At 35.9% G+C, this 15564-nt stretch carries 15 protein-coding genes, 2 tRNA genes and 3 pseudogenes; 13 read left to right on the top strand and 7 right to left on the bottom strand.

What is annotated here, in order from left to right:
• Positions 1-149 (top strand): IS66 family transposase (locus V757_RS23905; protein ID WP_023951929.1); only part of this gene is annotated, 149 nt, incomplete at its 5' end.
• A gap of 88 nt (positions 150-237) precedes the next feature.
• Here the strand turns inward: V757_RS23905 and V757_RS27620 are convergent.
• Together V757_RS27620 and V757_RS23900 are read right to left on the bottom strand one after the other, a co-directional pair.
• Entirely contained in the window at positions 238-900 is a 663-nt protein-coding gene (locus V757_RS27620; protein ID WP_023951928.1) for a DUF2946 family protein, read from the bottom strand.
• Between the two features lie 661 nt (positions 901-1561).
• On the bottom strand, positions 1562-1933 hold the full coding sequence (locus tag V757_RS23900) for a DUF4870 family protein (protein WP_023951926.1): 372 nt from the start codon (positions 1931-1933) through the stop codon (positions 1562-1564).
• Between the two features lie 319 nt (positions 1934-2252).
• On the opposite strand from V757_RS23900, the gene V757_RS23895 reads away from it, so the two are divergent.
• Positions 2253-2326, top strand: a tRNA-Cys gene (locus tag V757_RS23895).
• Positions 2327-3088: 762 nt separating this feature from the next.
• On the opposite strand, the gene V757_RS23890 is transcribed toward V757_RS23895, so the two are convergent.
• On the bottom strand, positions 3089-3700 hold the full coding sequence (locus tag V757_RS23890) for a class I SAM-dependent DNA methyltransferase (RefSeq protein WP_023951924.1): 612 nt from the start codon (positions 3698-3700) through the stop codon (positions 3089-3091).
• 265 nt (positions 3701-3965) lie between these two features.
• Here V757_RS23890 and V757_RS23885 point away from each other — a divergent pair, with 265 nt between their 5' ends.
• The 5 genes from V757_RS23885 to V757_RS23870 all read left to right on the top strand — a co-directional run bounded on the left by V757_RS23885 (position 3966) and on the right by V757_RS23870 (position 7478).
• Positions 3966-4484 carry a DNA-3-methyladenine glycosylase I gene (locus V757_RS23885; protein ID WP_245587028.1) on the top strand — a complete coding sequence of 173 codons (519 nt, stop codon included), beginning with the start codon at positions 3966-3968 and terminating at the stop codon, positions 4482-4484.
• Positions 4485-4675: 191 nt separating this feature from the next.
• Positions 4676-5731 carry an MBL fold metallo-hydrolase gene (locus V757_RS23880; protein ID WP_023951920.1) on the top strand — a complete coding sequence of 352 codons (1056 nt, stop codon included), beginning with the start codon at positions 4676-4678 and terminating at the stop codon, positions 5729-5731.
• Between the two features lie 83 nt (positions 5732-5814).
• Entirely contained in the window at positions 5815-6204 is a 390-nt protein-coding gene (locus tag V757_RS29375; RefSeq protein ID WP_245587027.1) for a putative sulfate exporter family transporter, read from the top strand.
• Positions 6164-6817, top strand: coding sequence for a YeiH family protein (locus tag V757_RS23875; protein WP_245587026.1), 654 nt, complete (start codon positions 6164-6166; stop codon positions 6815-6817). The genes V757_RS29375 and V757_RS23875 overlap by 41 nt, the downstream gene beginning before the upstream one ends.
• A gap of 115 nt (positions 6818-6932) precedes the next feature.
• Positions 6933-7478, top strand: a complete 546-nt coding sequence (locus V757_RS23870; protein WP_023951918.1) for a methylated-DNA--[protein]-cysteine S-methyltransferase — start codon at positions 6933-6935, stop codon at positions 7476-7478.
• Positions 7479-7489: 11 nt separating this feature from the next.
• Here the strand turns inward: V757_RS23870 and V757_RS29650 are convergent, their stop codons facing one another.
• On the bottom strand, positions 7490-7723 hold the full coding sequence (locus V757_RS29650; RefSeq protein WP_261796551.1) for a Dyp-type peroxidase: 234 nt from the start codon (positions 7721-7723) through the stop codon (positions 7490-7492).
• A complete protein-coding gene (locus tag V757_RS23865; RefSeq protein ID WP_261796550.1) occupies positions 7692-8399 on the bottom strand; it encodes a Dyp-type peroxidase in 708 nt (235 codons plus the stop codon). Before V757_RS23865 ends, V757_RS29650 begins: the two co-directional genes overlap by 32 nt.
• 297 nt (positions 8400-8696) lie before the next feature.
• On the opposite strand from V757_RS23865, the gene V757_RS23860 reads away from it, so the two are divergent.
• Positions 8697-9035 (top strand): hypothetical protein, encoded by a 339-nt coding sequence (locus V757_RS23860; protein ID WP_023951916.1) that lies wholly within the window; start codon positions 8697-8699, stop codon positions 9033-9035.
• 360 nt (positions 9036-9395) lie between these two features.
• Positions 9396-10672: pseudogene (locus V757_RS23855) on the top strand (arsenic transporter).
• A gap of 56 nt (positions 10673-10728) precedes the next feature.
• Here the strand turns inward: V757_RS23855 and V757_RS23850 are convergent.
• Positions 10729-10804, bottom strand: a tRNA-Gly gene (locus V757_RS23850).
• 129 nt (positions 10805-10933) lie between these two features.
• Here V757_RS23850 and V757_RS29790 point away from each other — a divergent pair.
• The 4 genes and pseudogenes from V757_RS29790 to V757_RS23835 all read left to right on the top strand — a co-directional run bounded on the left by V757_RS29790 (position 10934) and on the right by V757_RS23835 (position 14218).
• Positions 10934-11176, top strand: coding sequence for a hypothetical protein (locus V757_RS29790; protein ID WP_315970386.1), 243 nt, complete (start codon positions 10934-10936; stop codon positions 11174-11176).
• A 40-nt stretch (positions 11177-11216) separates the two neighbouring features.
• A pseudogene (gene murB, locus V757_RS23845) lies at positions 11217-11927 on the top strand (UDP-N-acetylmuramate dehydrogenase); the annotation flags it as partial.
• Positions 11928-12186: 259 nt separating this feature from the next.
• Complete coding sequence (locus V757_RS23840; protein ID WP_245587029.1) at positions 12187-12708, top strand: cysteine dioxygenase family protein; 522 nt, start codon at positions 12187-12189, stop codon at positions 12706-12708.
• 28 nt (positions 12709-12736) lie between these two features.
• Positions 12737-14218: a rhodanese-like domain-containing protein gene (locus tag V757_RS23835; RefSeq protein WP_245587025.1), complete on the top strand. Its 1482-nt coding sequence runs from the start codon at positions 12737-12739 to the stop codon at positions 14216-14218.
• A 344-nt stretch (positions 14219-14562) separates the two neighbouring features.
• On the opposite strand, the pseudogene V757_RS23830 reads toward V757_RS23835, so the two are convergent.
• Positions 14563-15533, bottom strand: a pseudogene (locus V757_RS23830) (IS481 family transposase).
• Positions 15534-15564: the final 31 nt, after the last annotated feature.

Below are 15564 nucleotides of genomic sequence, written 5' to 3'. Positions count from 1 at the left end.
CGTTAATTCAATTCAGGGCTAAGCTCAATGGCCATGACCCTTATGCTTACCTTAAGGATGTGTTGGAACGATTGCCGACACAGAAAGCGAAGGACATTGCTGAGCTTCTGCCTCATCGTTGGCAAGCGCCAAACGACACCAAGAATTAACACAATGCCCCGACAAAATCGGGGCATTGAACGTTTAAAAACGGAAGTCAATCGGAGTTCACCGGACGCTTACGAAAATAGGGTGATGTTAAGGGCTAGGATGTGCAATAAAATGCCCAATAGTCTCTTTGTCTTTTTGATGGATGAGTATTAATGGTGCACTAGCATAATTAGCAAAAATTAATTGGTAGGTGGCTTGTTGGTGGATACTATCGATAGTATTGTGATTGTTTAACAATGAACTACTTATTAAAGGTGAAGACTCAAAAAAAGCATCTAAGTTATTAGCTGAACTGCTTTCTAAAGAATGCTGACAAGAAATGTTGGCGTTATTAAAAATAGTAGCTAAGTCTTTGCTAGCGACTAAGCAAAATCCTATATTAGAAAGAATATAAATAAAACCGTTATCATCCATTAACCATGCATCTATACGTTCAATAGTCTCTGAGGTATTTAAAGTATAAAATTGTTGTTTATCATTTAGTTCTATAACAAAAGGAGCCTCACTTAAATCAATGAATACACGCTGAGGACCATTTTGAAAAAAATATTCGCCTTGTTCAGTATGGCTATAATTTCGAGCAATAAAAGCCAGTATTTGAGGGTTAGTAATCTTTTCTCCTAATGGATTTTTTGCATAATTACCCCCTTGATGTATACGCCATTCTCCAGACTGATTGAGTGATAACCAACCATAAACAGCGGGTACATCAGGCCATTTTTGCATTGCTTCTACAACGAGATCATCCATTATTATCTGCTTCCAATTAATAGGGTAATAAGTGAGAGGGGAGACATAGCTATGAATAGTTAAGTTATATTGTTAAATGTAATGATACATGATGACTCATAAAAATTTTAATTATTCCTATAGTCATTTTATTTGTGCATAGTACAGCCATAAAATAAACATGATTATTTTTTGAGCATAACCGAGCAAGTCGTTAGCTAATTTTTTTAGCTGATTGAAATATATGGAAATTTCTTTTTAATCCCAATATCTTCACTTACTACCCACAAAGTTATCCACAGAAGATGGGGATAACTCAATATTTCTTGGTACTGATCAAGATAAAAAGTAATTTATGATTCAATAGAAGGGGAAAATGAGAGCTTAAAGGCTGATGCTTATTTATTTAGCAGAGCAAAGGAGTTAGCAATCTTAGTGGACTAAGTTATTGATTTATCAAGAGCAAAAGAGATGTTAGAATTTTCTTAAAAACATAATCACAACCTTATCCCCAGATTTTTCGGATAACTATTGATAAGAGAATTAACCCCCAATAAGCACATGTAACTTATCAGGGGTAGTTTATTGGTGACAGTCGTTTAGTTTGAAAACAATCAATGTTAACTTTCTAATAGATAACCATAGTGAAAATGGGTGACTTTATAGGGCAGTCATTGATTAGTTAGTACAAGGGTTTTTCATCTAAACAACGCATTAAGCCAATAATAACTTTATAAATAAACCAGATATACCAGAGTAGCAAGACTAACCAACCAATTAAAATAATATAGGTTAGGAAAGCAACCGCTAAGGCAATCATGGAATACCAGAAAATCTTGATTTGTGAGCTAAAGTGACTCTCGTAAATAGTTCCTAGCGCATCACCACGGCGTATATAAGCAATAATGACGCCGACAAACATCGGTAACCCTGTAAACATAGAGATAATATAGATACCATAAACAAGCTTTGCGTAAAGCGCGGAGTTTTTTAGTTGTATATTCTCGCTATTGGCAGAGGAATTATTTGGACGGTTAATGACTTCATTATCCATAAGTAATCCTTATAAACGTGAGGGTAACAATGATAATCTTAATATGGGATTATTTTTATATTTTGCAAGAAGTAAAAACCGTAAAAATGAATAATAATTTAATCATCCATAAGGGTTTATACTTTTAGTTGAGCGTAATTTGAGTTGATAAATTAGACTATTGCAACAAGATAACTATTAAAAAGTGAATATGTATAGCCAAAAGAAAAATAAGCTGTTATAATTTTACGCTTAACCAGTTAAATGACATGAGTGTTAACTTTTGGCTCATAGATAACATTTTAACGAATCTCTTCTAACTATTTCGATAGTTTAGCATGGCGCGGTAGCAAAGCGGTTATGCAGCGGATTGCAAATCCGTCTAGAGCGGTTCGACTCCGCTCCGCGCCTCCACTTATTTATAAGGCTCTTGAAATGATTCAGGAGCTTTTTTATTTTCCTCAAAATACATCTTTTCCGCAAAAGCTATTTTGTTGGTACAACCTTATCGCCAAGACGATTACGTAAATAATGTTCTGTAGTAGACAATCTTTTGTATCCAAGTCTGCTTTTGTGAGTGGCTCTGGCACCCTTAGTGTTTTTAGCCTTGTCTGTTCCTACCTTTGCTTTTGCTTCGTTAAACCACTGATTAAACGAGTGGACTAATCCTGTCAATTAGGAGAATTTTAAACAAGTAAAATTGTCTCCCAAAATCCTCCGTTATGTATAAGTTTATTTAGGGTGAGCAGTACAAGTTTCAATAATTTTTTAAGTTATTTTCAAGATAGTTTTTATTATTTTTCAGTTTTTTTGTTATTCTGATTTTTTATTAGTTATTGTTTTATAAGGTTTTTTTATTAAAATTCAAGATAATTAGTTTTTTATTTTTAAGATAATGGCAGCGACCTTTAAAGATTTTACACTCCAATTGCTAAATCCTTTTTCCTGCCATTAAGTTTTCTGTAAAGCGTGGTTTGGGCTTGGAGGACAAGGCAAAAATTCTTCATTTTTACGCACAACGGTAGCAGAGAATAAAGAAAGAGCGATATTTTTTATTCTTTGCTGATTGTATGGTGCAGGGTGAACATCCTGTATAACATTGGCTAAATTAGCAGTGTTAGTTCAAGGGGACAGTTCAGTATTGATTTCACAGGATATTTGTTTTATATAGTTTTCTTAGACCTTTTTCACTGCTTGCATCAAAAATTGTGGATAAATTCGTCCATTATCACGAACTAAGCGATGAATCTCTGATATTTGGATATGTGTAAATCCTGCTTTTTCGGCATATTCACTGAGTTTATCAGGATCAAAACCAAAATGTTGAACACCTTTAGCGATGTTATTACCATGAAAGGTTCCATCCTCTTCAAATAAATCTATTAATGCCAATTCTCCATCAGGATTTAGGCTGTTAGCAAACGCATGAAATAGACCTTGGGTATCTTTGACATGGTGCATAGCCATAGAGCTGACAATCACATCATATTTTTCAGGTAGTCCCTCAAAAATATCTTTTTCTACCGTTTCTATATTGGCGAAGCCTTTTTCGGAGAGAACTTTTAGCATTTCAGTCGATGTGTCTAAAGCGGTCACTTTTTCTACCAAGGGTGCTACTGCTGTGGCTAGTAAACCAGTACCTGCTCCAAAGTCTAAGACATGCATATGTTTGTCAAATTTAACTTTACTGAGGAGTTTTTGAGGAAGGGGAGCGAGTTGATTAGAGGTATGGCGTTTATCCCATTCACGAGCAGAGGCGTTAAAATGGTCAATTGAGGCGTTATTCATCATATCTCCTGTATTTTTTAGTTTTTTGCAATCTCGTTAGTTTAGATAGTTACTATACTCATTATAAATATAAAATAATTATCTTGATATTTTGTATATCAAAAGGTTGAGTTAAACAACTAACTACGAACTAAATGTGCCCAAATATTTTAATCAAAATGTGCCCAAATATTTTAATCAGAGTAAATATTCTTTAATGGTTATTATTAGTTAACGGTTATAAAGTAAGAAAATGAGTTATTGCGATTTTGTTAAGCAACTTTCTATGGCAACAGATGATCCTAATAAGGCTTATCATGACTATGCATATGGTTTTCCGATAGAGAATGATGATGAGTTATTTGAACGTTTGGTGTTGGAAATAAATCAGGCAGGCTTAAGTTGGACATTAATATTAAAAAAACAACAAGCATTTAGAGAGGCTTATGCTCAGTTTGATATTGCCAAAGTGGCTAAATTTACAGACCATGATATTGAACGTTTATTAAATGATAAAGGGATTATCCGTAATCGTCTAAAAGTTAATGCAGCGATTTATAACGCTAATAGAATTTTAGAGATTCAGGCAGAATATGGTTCTTTTAAAGCTTGGTTAGACTATCATCACCCTTTAAGTTTAAAGGAATGGGTAAAGGTATTTAAGCAGCACTTTAAATTCGTTGGAGGGGAAATTGTTAATGAATTTTTAATGAGTACCTCATATTTACCCGGTGCTCATGATGAGAATTGTCCATGTTATAAAAACGTTATTTCTGCCAATCCTCACTGGTTAAGAGAACTTTAGGGAATAAAAGGATAAATTTAATAGCCTTTTAGATGATATTAATGGATGAGTCAGTGTAAAAACGTTGAAAATACAACAGATTTTTATAGATTATCTTCCTTTACATAAAAACGTCAAAATGATTTTTTATACTTAAAGCAATTCATCAAAATTGTTTTGTATGAGTGTGATAAGAGATAAAGGGAGAAACCATGTTTATGTATATTCTTCTATTAAGTTTATCAGTGCTGTTAAGTTATTATTTATATCCTGGAAATTATCCTCTATACCCTGAAAGTAATCACTATTGTCAGCGGAAAAGAAGATTTTATAATTTAGAACCTCAGCGCAAGGCGGAAGCCTCATTCAAATTAGCATGGGGAATGATTTTTAAACAATCCTTATTGCACCCATCAAAAAGTCTAGAAGTCCATTCAATTGAATGGGCTTCTTTTTTATCAGCAAATGATAAAGCGAAATATATATGGTTAGGGCATTCAACGCTTTTAATGAATCTGCAACAGCAATGTATATTGACTGATCCGGTATTTGAATCTTCTGTTTCACCTTTGCCGATTATGATGAATCGTTTTCAACAAGCACCGGTACAATTAGAAGAAATACCTAAAATAGATATCGTCCTTATTTCCCATGTGCATTATGATCATATGGAAGCTAAAAGCATTAAAAAACTAGCCAAACAAGCGCATGTGCATTTTATTACTACTCTTGGTGCAGGATATTTTTTAAAGAAATTTGGCGTAGATGTTCATAGAATTAGTGAGCTAGATTGGTGGCAATCAGTAGAGATAAATGGTATTACTTATACGGCAGTCCCAGCAAGGCATAATGCACAACGCAGTGTATTTGATAAAAATAAAACGCTTTGGGCGGGATTTGTTATTGAGTCGGCACAGGCACGTGTATATTTTAGTGGTGATACTGCTTATGGAAAGCATTTTCAAGATATTAAACAGCAGTTTGTAGACTTTGATATTGCGTTCATTGAAAATGGTCAATATAACGAACGTTGGGAAGATAATCATATGTTTCCAAGCGAAACAGCACAAGCCGCAAAAATTTTAAATCCTAAACGTTTTGTGCCTATTCATTGGGGAGCATATCCATTATCAGAGCATACTTGGAATGAGCCTGTTCTTATGAGCATTCCTTTGGTTAAAGAATATGGTATTTCTCCGTTAACTCCTTATTTAGGGCAAGTTTTTGACATAGATACGGAGACAACTGAGTGGTATAAAGAAGACTAAAATTCACAAAATAAGTAGTAAAGCCAACGGAATGAGTTGTAACGTGTCAAAATACTCATCTAAATTAATACAGAGTATGATGAATGAAAAATTATGTGCCAGGGCTTGTGCTGATTATTTGCATATATCTAATAGCTACTTTATTAACACACTATCAAATAGGATCCCAATTGGGATTTAGTCCATTAACATTTGCGATATTAATTGGGATGTTAGTGGGGAATACGATTTATCCTAAACTAGCGCCAAGAACAGATAAAGGAGTCGCTTTTGCCAAGGGGCAATTATTGCGTTTAGGCATTATTCTTTATGGTTTTAGGTTAACGTTTGCACAAGTGGCAGGTTTAGGTTTAGGCACTATTTTTATTGATTTATTTATGGTCAGTAGTACGTTTTTACTCACATACTGGATAGGCTATAAATATCTCAATAATGGAAAAAAATACCGTTATTTTAACTGGTGCTGGATGTAGTATTTGTGGTGCCGCTGCTGTGATGGCAACTGCCTCTTTAATTAAAGCCAAAACAACAGAAACAACACAAGCAATTGCAGTGGTGGTGTTATTTGGAACCTTGGCCATTTTTCTTTATCCCTGGCTATATACACTATTATTTGATCCAAAAGATGCGGTAAATTTTGGGATTGTGGTAGGTTCTTCCGTACACGAAGTAGCTCAAGTGGTGGCAGTAGGTAAGCAAATCAGTGATGGGACAATGGATTTAGCGGTTGTCACTAAGATGCTACGCGTTATTATGCTGGCTCCATTTCTGTTTATTTTGTTGTATTTTATCAATCGAGACCAGACAGAAATATCAGCAAAAAATAAAGTGACTATTCCTTGGTTTGCGGTGTTATTTTTGGTGATGATAGCAATCAATTCCATCATTAATATCCCCGGTCAAGCCACACAGCTGATTACGCAAGTGGATAATATTTTGTTGACTATGGCGATGGCAGGTTTAGGCTTAACAACACATTTTTCAGCCTTTAAAAAAGCGGGTCCTAAAGCATTACTGCTTGGTGTTATTGTGTTTATTTGGTTAATTGTAGCTAGTTTAGTAGCTTATTATCTTGTGATTGCGTAGTAAAGACTAGTTTTTTTAATAATTAGTGACGAGATGCCGTTGTTTTAATGATTTATATCGTCAATAATAATTAAATTGTTTGTCAGCTTATTATTAAATACGATAAGGAAATATGATGAGTAATATTTTATATAAACAACAATTTTCCACACCAATAGGTGACATGATAACGTTGGCAACAGAAAATGGGGTGTGTTTATTAGAATTTCTGGGGACACGTCGATTAGAAGAAGAACAACGTGATTTAATGAAAATTTATCAAGCATCAATTGTGCAAGAAAGTAATCCATGGACTACTCAAGTAGAACAAGAAGTGGATGCTTATTTTGCAGGAACTCTTCAGGAGTTTACGGTACCACTGGTATATCCGGGAACTGTCTTTCAACAGCAAGTTTGGGAGGCGTTAAGACAACTACCTTTTGGTCAGACGAGTTATTATCAGGCGTTAGCTGAAAAAGTAGGTAAGCCATCCGCATTACGTGCAGTGGCTAATGCTAATGGTCAAAATCGAATTGCGATTATTATTCCTTGTCATCGAGTGATAGGTAAAAATGGTTCGCTCACTGGGTATAGTGGGGGATTAAATCGTAAACAATGGTTATTAGAGCATGAGAGAAAATACACTAATATAGATTCCTCTCATGCCTTTGAGTTGGTTTAATCATTAGCTTGTTAAAGTGATTTAAGTCGTTCCTCGCTAGGAACAAAATAATAAGCACCTCTAACCGCTTTGGATAGATGGGTTAGTAATAAATCAGTTTTACCGTCAGTTTCACCAAACATACTTTTCAATTGCGTTTCAATATTATGCAGTGTGGCACAATAAGCACAGAATATCAGACCATGCTCGCCAGAGATTGAGCCATAAGGCAAGCTACGACGTACAATTTTTAAATTCTTCACCATTCTCTTGAAGATTAACTCTTCCTACATGTGAGTCAGGTAAACGAACATCTTCATCAAACTCAAGATCATCTTTTTTAGAACGACCAATAGACGCTTCTTGTTTAGCGGTGCCAATAGCATCCCATTTTTTTAAATCATGTTGATATTTTTGAAGAAGGACATATGATCCGCCAGCATCAGGTTTATCATCACCAATGATACCAACATGGGTGACCTCTTCATCACCTTGAGGGTTTTCAGTACCATCAACAAAACCGTCAAACCCACGATTTTCAAGCAAACGAAAGCCGTGTGTTTCACTTTGGATAGAAATAAGTTCGCCAAAAGTGGCTAAGACTTGAACAGCTAGTGCAAAGGCGACTGCCTGTTGTAAAGACTGAATATGGATGAATAAATCACATTGAGTCGCAGGAGCTAAACCATTGCCAAGGGAAGTAAAAGGTTTTAATTCTTTACCCTCTGACGAGTGTCCTAATTTGTGCCATAAATCGCTACCAAAGCCAATAGCAAGACCTAAATTATCATTAGGAAATTGTTGTTGCAAAGAGTTGAGTATTTGCAAACTATCTTTGCAGGCTTGTCTAATAGCATCTAAGTTATTACCATTCAAATTTGCTTCGATAAAAATACCTGATTTAAGATGATCAGGAACAATAGCACTTTGTGGTTTTGCCATGTGATAACTCCTTAAAATTCAGACTAACTATAGTTTAATTTTAGCCTATCTTATGAGAAAAGGCTTATTGTTTATATTTATCTGTGCCATAAGAAAAATATAAGAGTGTAAATATAGTACCGATTAAAAAATGCTCATCCAAAAGTTTTTTTTATAAAGCTTTTTATTATCTATAAATCTTAATATGCAATGTTATAACATAATAAAAATATTTTAAAATCAATAACTTATTGATTTTTTGCTATGAAAGAATTACACTGTTTGCAATAGATGTTTTTAATAATAAAGGAGTTTGAAATGAGTGAATGTAAAACACATGCAAATCATGAGCATATCCATGGTAAAAATTGTGGTCATACAGCCATTCAGCATGGAGATCATGTAGATTATTTACATGACGGTCATTTGCATCATGAGCATAATGGCCATTACGATGAACACACTATTGAAGTAAGTAATAAAAATCCTGATGGTTGTCATCCAGTAGACACTTGCAAAGGTCATGTGCATGGGGAAGGTTGTGGACATGAGGCCATTCCGCATGGTGATCATATTGATTATATTGTTGATGGTCGATTACATCACCAACATGGTAATCATTGCGATGATCATGGTCCTGTGGAAATCGTAAAATAAATTCTACGGATTTTGCTTAAGAAGAGAGCGAGAATACAGAATATGTATTCTCGTTTTTTATTTGACATATAAAGGTAAAAATTGGAGGAGAAATAATCCTCTCATCATTATTGTCTATTAAGCCAGTCGCCAATCTTAAAAAGCTGTAAAATTCCTGATGTGTGAAATAGGTACCTGTTTATTATGTGTTAGCGCATGATTCGGCGTGATAGAAGAAAAAGGACTAACAGTAGGCTCAGGTAGGGTAGTCATAGGAAACTTTACTATAGTCATCGATTTTCCAATATAGAATTGATTAGCTAAAAGTAAGGTGTAGTAGTAATGAATAATTGGATATAGTTGTGATACTAGCGAGTACTTATTTTTTTAATAACGTTATTTTTTGTTATTTGGTCAGCCTAAGGGCTTAGGTATTGGGTGGACAGCTAGTATAGGAGCTATTCTGGCTTTAATGGTAGGTGTCATTCATTGGCAAGATATTCCTGTGGTTTGGGGAATTATCTGGAATGCGACGCTTGCATTCATTGCGATTATTATCATTAGTTTGTTGTTGGATGAGGCGGGGTTCTTTAACTATATAGCGTTGTATATAACGCGATTAGCACGTGGTAGGGGAACTAGGCTTTTTGTCTTAATCGTGTTATTGGGGGCGCTTGTCTCTGCATTTTTTGCAAATGATGGAGCGGCATTAATCTTAACGCCTATTGTGTTAGCTATTTTATCTGTGTTGCAATTTCGTTTGCACACCACGATAGCATTTATTATGGCAGCAGGATTTATTGCTGATACGGCAAGTTTGCCTTTATTAGTGTCAAATTTAGTGAATATTGTGGCAGCAGATTTTTTCAATGTGTCTTTTAATCACTATGCCAAGGTTATGATACCTGTCAATATGGTATCCGTTGTGGCGTCTTTACTTGTGCTGTACTTTTTTTATCGAAAGAATATCCCTCACGGCTATGATGACTCTCATTTAATGTATCCAAAGGAAGCGATTAAAGATAGCTTAACGTTTGCTGTAGGTTGGGGAGTACTTATTTTTTTATTATTAGGTTTTTTTTATATTGGATCCTTTGGGAGTGCCTGTTAGTCTTACGGCAGGGATAGGGGCTATTTTATTGTTATTAGTTGCCTTTTATACAAAGAAAATTAATGTGAACAAGGTATTGAAAGGAGCTCCTTGGCATATTGTGATTTTCTCACTCGGCATGTATTTGGTGGTATATGGTTTACGGAATGCAGGTTTGACAGACTACTTAACACAAGGATTAACGATATTGTCAGGGTACGGCGCTGGAGTGGCAACAATAGGTACAGGCTTTATATCGGCACTCTTATCATCGGTGATGAATAATTTACCTACGGTCTTAATTCAAAATATTGCGATCCAAGATGTAAATACAACGAACCTAGTGAAAGAGGGAATGATTTTTGCCAATGTTATTGGCAGTGATTTGGGACCTAAATTAACACCGATAGGTTCTTTGGCTACGTTGCTATGGCTACATATTTTAAATCGGAAAAATATACATATTAGTTGGGTTTATTACTTCAAGGTCGGCTTTATATTGACAGTCCCTGTACTATTTGTCACGTTAATGGCTTTGGTTGGATGGCTTTATGTTATAGGTGTGTGAGGAAAAATGAGAGTAGGGAGTTAAGGGAGAGAACAAAACTGACGTGTATGGGGGAGTGGAGCGGGAAACGAGTCTCGAACTCGCGACCTCAACCTTGGCAAGGTTGCGCTCTACCAACTGAGCTATTCCCGCATTTTCACTTGCTAATGCATCGAAAGAAAATAATTTTATCTATATGTGCTGAGGCTGTCAAGTGTTTTACATCGTCTTTGCGATTATAATGTGTTGTTTGATTATTTAATTTGGTTCAATTTTTCTTACATGTTTTCTCTAACTCATCTCAATACCTTCGGTTTAAAGGCTGATGCTAGCCATTTCTTTGCATTAGCTAATGAACAACAATTGCCAGAGTTACTTTCATTGGTTCAGCAATACCCGCATTATTTTATTTTGGGGGGTGGAAGTAATGTTGTTTTAAGCTCACATATTGAGGCGTTGATTATTCATAATCAATTAAAAGGTATTCGTTTATTACAAGAAGAGGAGTCTTTTTTTTCTTGTTGAAGCGGCGGCGGGAGAGGTTTGGCATGAATTTGTTCGTTATTGCCTTGAGCAGGGGTGGAATGGTTTAGAAAACCTTGCTTATATTCCAGGCACAGTGGGTGCAAGTCCTGTGCAGAATATAGGTGCCTATGGTAAGGAAATGAAGAATTATTTTCATAGTCTAACGGCAATAAATGTCTATACTGGAGAACAGAAAGAGTTTTCCTTAGCAGAGTGTCACTTTGCTTATAGGGATAGTGTTTTTAAACATGAGGCAAAAGACTATTTAATTCTTCGCGTACGTTTTGCATTTCCCAAAAATTGGAAGCCCTCATTAAACTATGCCGACTTGAAAAATTTTGGTGGTTTATCTGAGCATAGTAGTGCGATGGATATTTTTAATGCCGTAGTGCAAATTCGTCAGCAAAAATTACCTGATCCTAAGGTATGGGGTAATGCAGGGAGTTTTTTCAAAAACCCCATCGTATCATCAGCCAACTATCAGACATTGCTACAGCAATTTCCTGCTCTTGTGGCATACCCACAGGAAAATGGAGAGTATAAATTAGCAGCGGGTTGGTTAATTGATCAATGTGGTTGGAAAGGGCGTGCTTTAGGAGCGGCTGGCGTTCATGATAGACAAGCATTGGTCTTGGTGAACCGTGGAGGAGCAATGGCAGAGGATATACTGACCTTGGCAAAAGCGATTCAGCATGATGTACAAGAACGTTATGGTGTATTAATTGAACCAGAGCCTATTTTTGTGAAATAGATAACCATAGGCTTAGTTATGTTCGCTATCAATGAGATGGTAGTGATTTATTTCATCGTATTAAAGTCATACTTCAAATAAGTAAAACAACGAGGTAATCTCAATCTGTTACAGTGATGAGATACTATGATTTAATTTAATCATAGAACTAAAAATTGACCATTATTTTAGGATGGTTGACCATTGTTTTACCTAGGAGACGATTATGATGGATAAACAATTAGCCGTTGCAGAATTAATTAAAATCAGTAAGCAACAAATGGAGACTAATCCAAGTCGAGACAAACTACAAAATGTTTGTGATGCTTTAATAAAACTTGCTGCTCATAAGGAATGGTGGTCTGCTGAAGAATACCCTGAGCCAACAGGTGATGAACTTCAAAATCGTTTTTTAATTCACGCTGATGAGGATAACTCATACGCATTGTATTTGAATGTGATGAAACCAGGTAAAAAAATTGTTCCACATAACCACACTACATGGGCATGTATTGCGGCGGTTGAGGGAACAGAGCAAAATTACTTGTATGATCGTACTGATGATGGTAAAACGTCAGGTCATGCCACATTAGTAGAAAAAGCAAAGTTGTCTATTAGTCCTGGTGCAGGTATTGCGTTAATGCCTGATGATATACATGCAGTGCGTATTGAAGACAGTAGTATTCGTCATTTACATCTTTATGGTCGGGCATTAGAAACATTAACCGAGCGTTTGGCATTTGATATGGAAAATAATACCTGTAAAGTTATGGATATCGGTGTTAAAACACGTGTTTCGTAAGCATTTCAGCTAGGGAAAGTTATATACCATGTACATTCTTCCACAACAGTTAAAAGACTGGCTTTCTGATCACCATGAAATAGCTTTATTGGATATTCGTGAACATGGACAGTATGGGGAAAATCATCTGTTCTATGCGGTGTCCGCTCCTTTCAGTGTATTAGAAGATAGAGTTGTTTATTTAGTCCCAAGAGTTACAACACGTATAGTCTTATATGGTAACCATGCCGAGGAATCAATAGTTCGAACTTGCATGGAGAGATTAAATCAACTTGGTTATCAGAATGTATATATTCTGATAGGGGGGGTTGAGTCATGGGAAGCTGCTGGATTTAATACGTTTGCGGGTGTTAATGTTCCGAGTAAAACATTTGGTGAATTAGCCGAACATTTTTATCATACGCCATGTATCAGTGCTAAAGAACTATATGACTTACAACATCAAGCTAGTGCTAACTATATTGTGCTAGATGGTCGTCCATTATCTGAATATCAGAAAATGAATATACCAGGCTCTATTTGTTGTCCTAATGGTGAGCTAGCTTTACGTGCTACTGAATTAGCACCAGATCCACAAACAACGATTATTATTAATTGTGCTGGTAGAACGCGTAGTATTATTGGTGCACAGAGTTTGATTAATTTGGGTTTGCCCAATCCTATCTTTGCATTAGAAAATGGTACTCAAGGATGGTATTTGGCAGATTTTACGCTAGAGCATCATGCAGATAGAGTTTATCCTGACATAATTAGTTCAAAACGGGTTGTTGAGCTGCAACTTAAAGCCGCTAAATTAAGTGAAAGATTTGCTTTGGCAAAAGTCACCGTTGATGAAGTACATAGGTGGTTAGATGAGGATGAGGTGACTGTTTATCTATGTGATATTCGTACAGCGAAAGAGTATCATAATAGTCACTGGCCTAGTCTTATTCGTCATACGCCAGGAGGGCAATTAGTTCAAGCGACTGATGAATTTATAGGGGTGAGGAACGCTAGAATAGTATTGATTGATACAGATAATATTCGTGCTATTGTGACGGCGACATGGCTTAAACAGTTAGGGTGGGATGTTTATTTATTACCTGATGATGGCGATTTAAAGCGTTTATCTACGATCAAACGTGAGGTTACTTATCAGTTAAATCACACACAAGTCTATGACGAAGAGCAGCTGATTCAGTTAATTGAAGATAATGCTGATTTGATTATTTTTGATGCTCGTGCCAGTAACGAGTATCGCAAGGTACATCTGCAAAATTCTCAGTGGATTATAAGACCTCTTATAACACAATTGGCGCCTCAAAATAAACACACTAAGATATTAATCATTGGTGATAGTAAAGTGAAAAATCTATGTTTAGCTCAAGATTTTGAACAGCTTGGTTTTAAACAGATTTATATCAGTACGATTACAGCAAATTTTTTTCATCATACAGATTTGCCTATTTCAACAGATAGTACTGTATTGCAGGATAAGGATTGTATAGATTTTCTGTTTTTTGTATCATGATAGACATCAAGGTAATAAAAAGGCTGCTCAGCAATACCTTGCATGGGAAACAAATTTAATTAAACAAATTGATGCACAGGAAAAAGCTACTTTTCACTTTGAATGATAAGGCTAGAAAATAGAGTTTGATAGGAGAAAATCCATAGCGTGTAAATGTCTACAGTTTATTATTGATAAAGTGGTAGATAAACCGCTATGGATGTGATAGCAAATAGTGTGATTATGGTGATGAAATTACATGTAGAAGTTCAGACTTCATCTGACAGTTCCCCGTTTGACAAGCGGTGTCTGTCAGATTAGATTTAGCTCATGCTTTTTGCTGTTCCAAATCTGATTTACCATCATCAATCAATTGTTTCTATGGGTGTTCGCCCACAGCACATCTTTCCTTGATGAGTTCGTTCATTATTATAGAAATCAAGCCATTCGTCTAGGTCTTTTTGCAAACTATCTAAATCAGCATAGAGTTTTTTGCGGAACGTTACTTGATAAAACTCCTGCAAAATGGTCTTATGGAAGCGCTCGCAAATACCATTGGTTTGAGGTGATCGAGCCTTAGTCTTTGTATGCTCAATTTCATTAATAACTAGATAAAGCTCATAATCATGATGCTCTACCTTACCGCAGAACTCTGTTCCTCTATCTGTCAGAATGCGTAATACAGGTAAATCATGCTCTGCATAAAAAGGTAATACACGATCATTAAGTAAGTCTGCAGAAGTAATAGGGGTTTTAGAGGTGTATAGCTTACAATGCGCTACTTTACTGTAAGTATCGACATATGTTTGCTGATAAATACGTCCTACCCCTTTTAAATGCCCCACATAAAAGGTATCTTGTGAACCCAAATAAGCCAGGATGCGCGGTTTCAATCTCACCCATGGCTTGCTCTTCATCTTTCTTGCGTTCAAGAGCTTGTATTTGTTGCTCATTCAGAATAATTCCTTCTTGCTGTACTTTCGCCTCTAAGGCGTTTAGACGTTTGGTAAAGTTCTCCAAGTTGTGCCGCAACCAAACGGAACGAACACCACTAGGTGATACAAATATTCCCTGTTTACGCAACTCATTGCTAATTCTTAGTTGACCATAGGCAGGATAATGAATCGCCATCTCTATCACCGCTAACTCAGTGGCTTCGTCCACTCTATTTTTAAGGTTAGGCACCCGTCTATTACGATCAATGAGTGCCTCTATACCGCCTTCTTCAACCAATTCTTTATAGCGATAAAATGTATCCCTCGATACGCCCATAATTTTGCATGCTTGCGTACACATTTTTTAATTGCTCTGCTAAATTAAGCAGTCCTGTCTTTATGTTTAATCACTATTATTGGTAGTATTGTAAC

Source organism: Pelistega indica (assembly GCF_000506865.1).
GTDB lineage: Bacteria > Pseudomonadota > Gammaproteobacteria > Burkholderiales > Burkholderiaceae_B > Taylorella > Taylorella indica.
The sequence above is the reverse complement of the archived record's forward strand: the minus strand, read 5'-3'. Positions and strand labels throughout refer to the sequence as shown.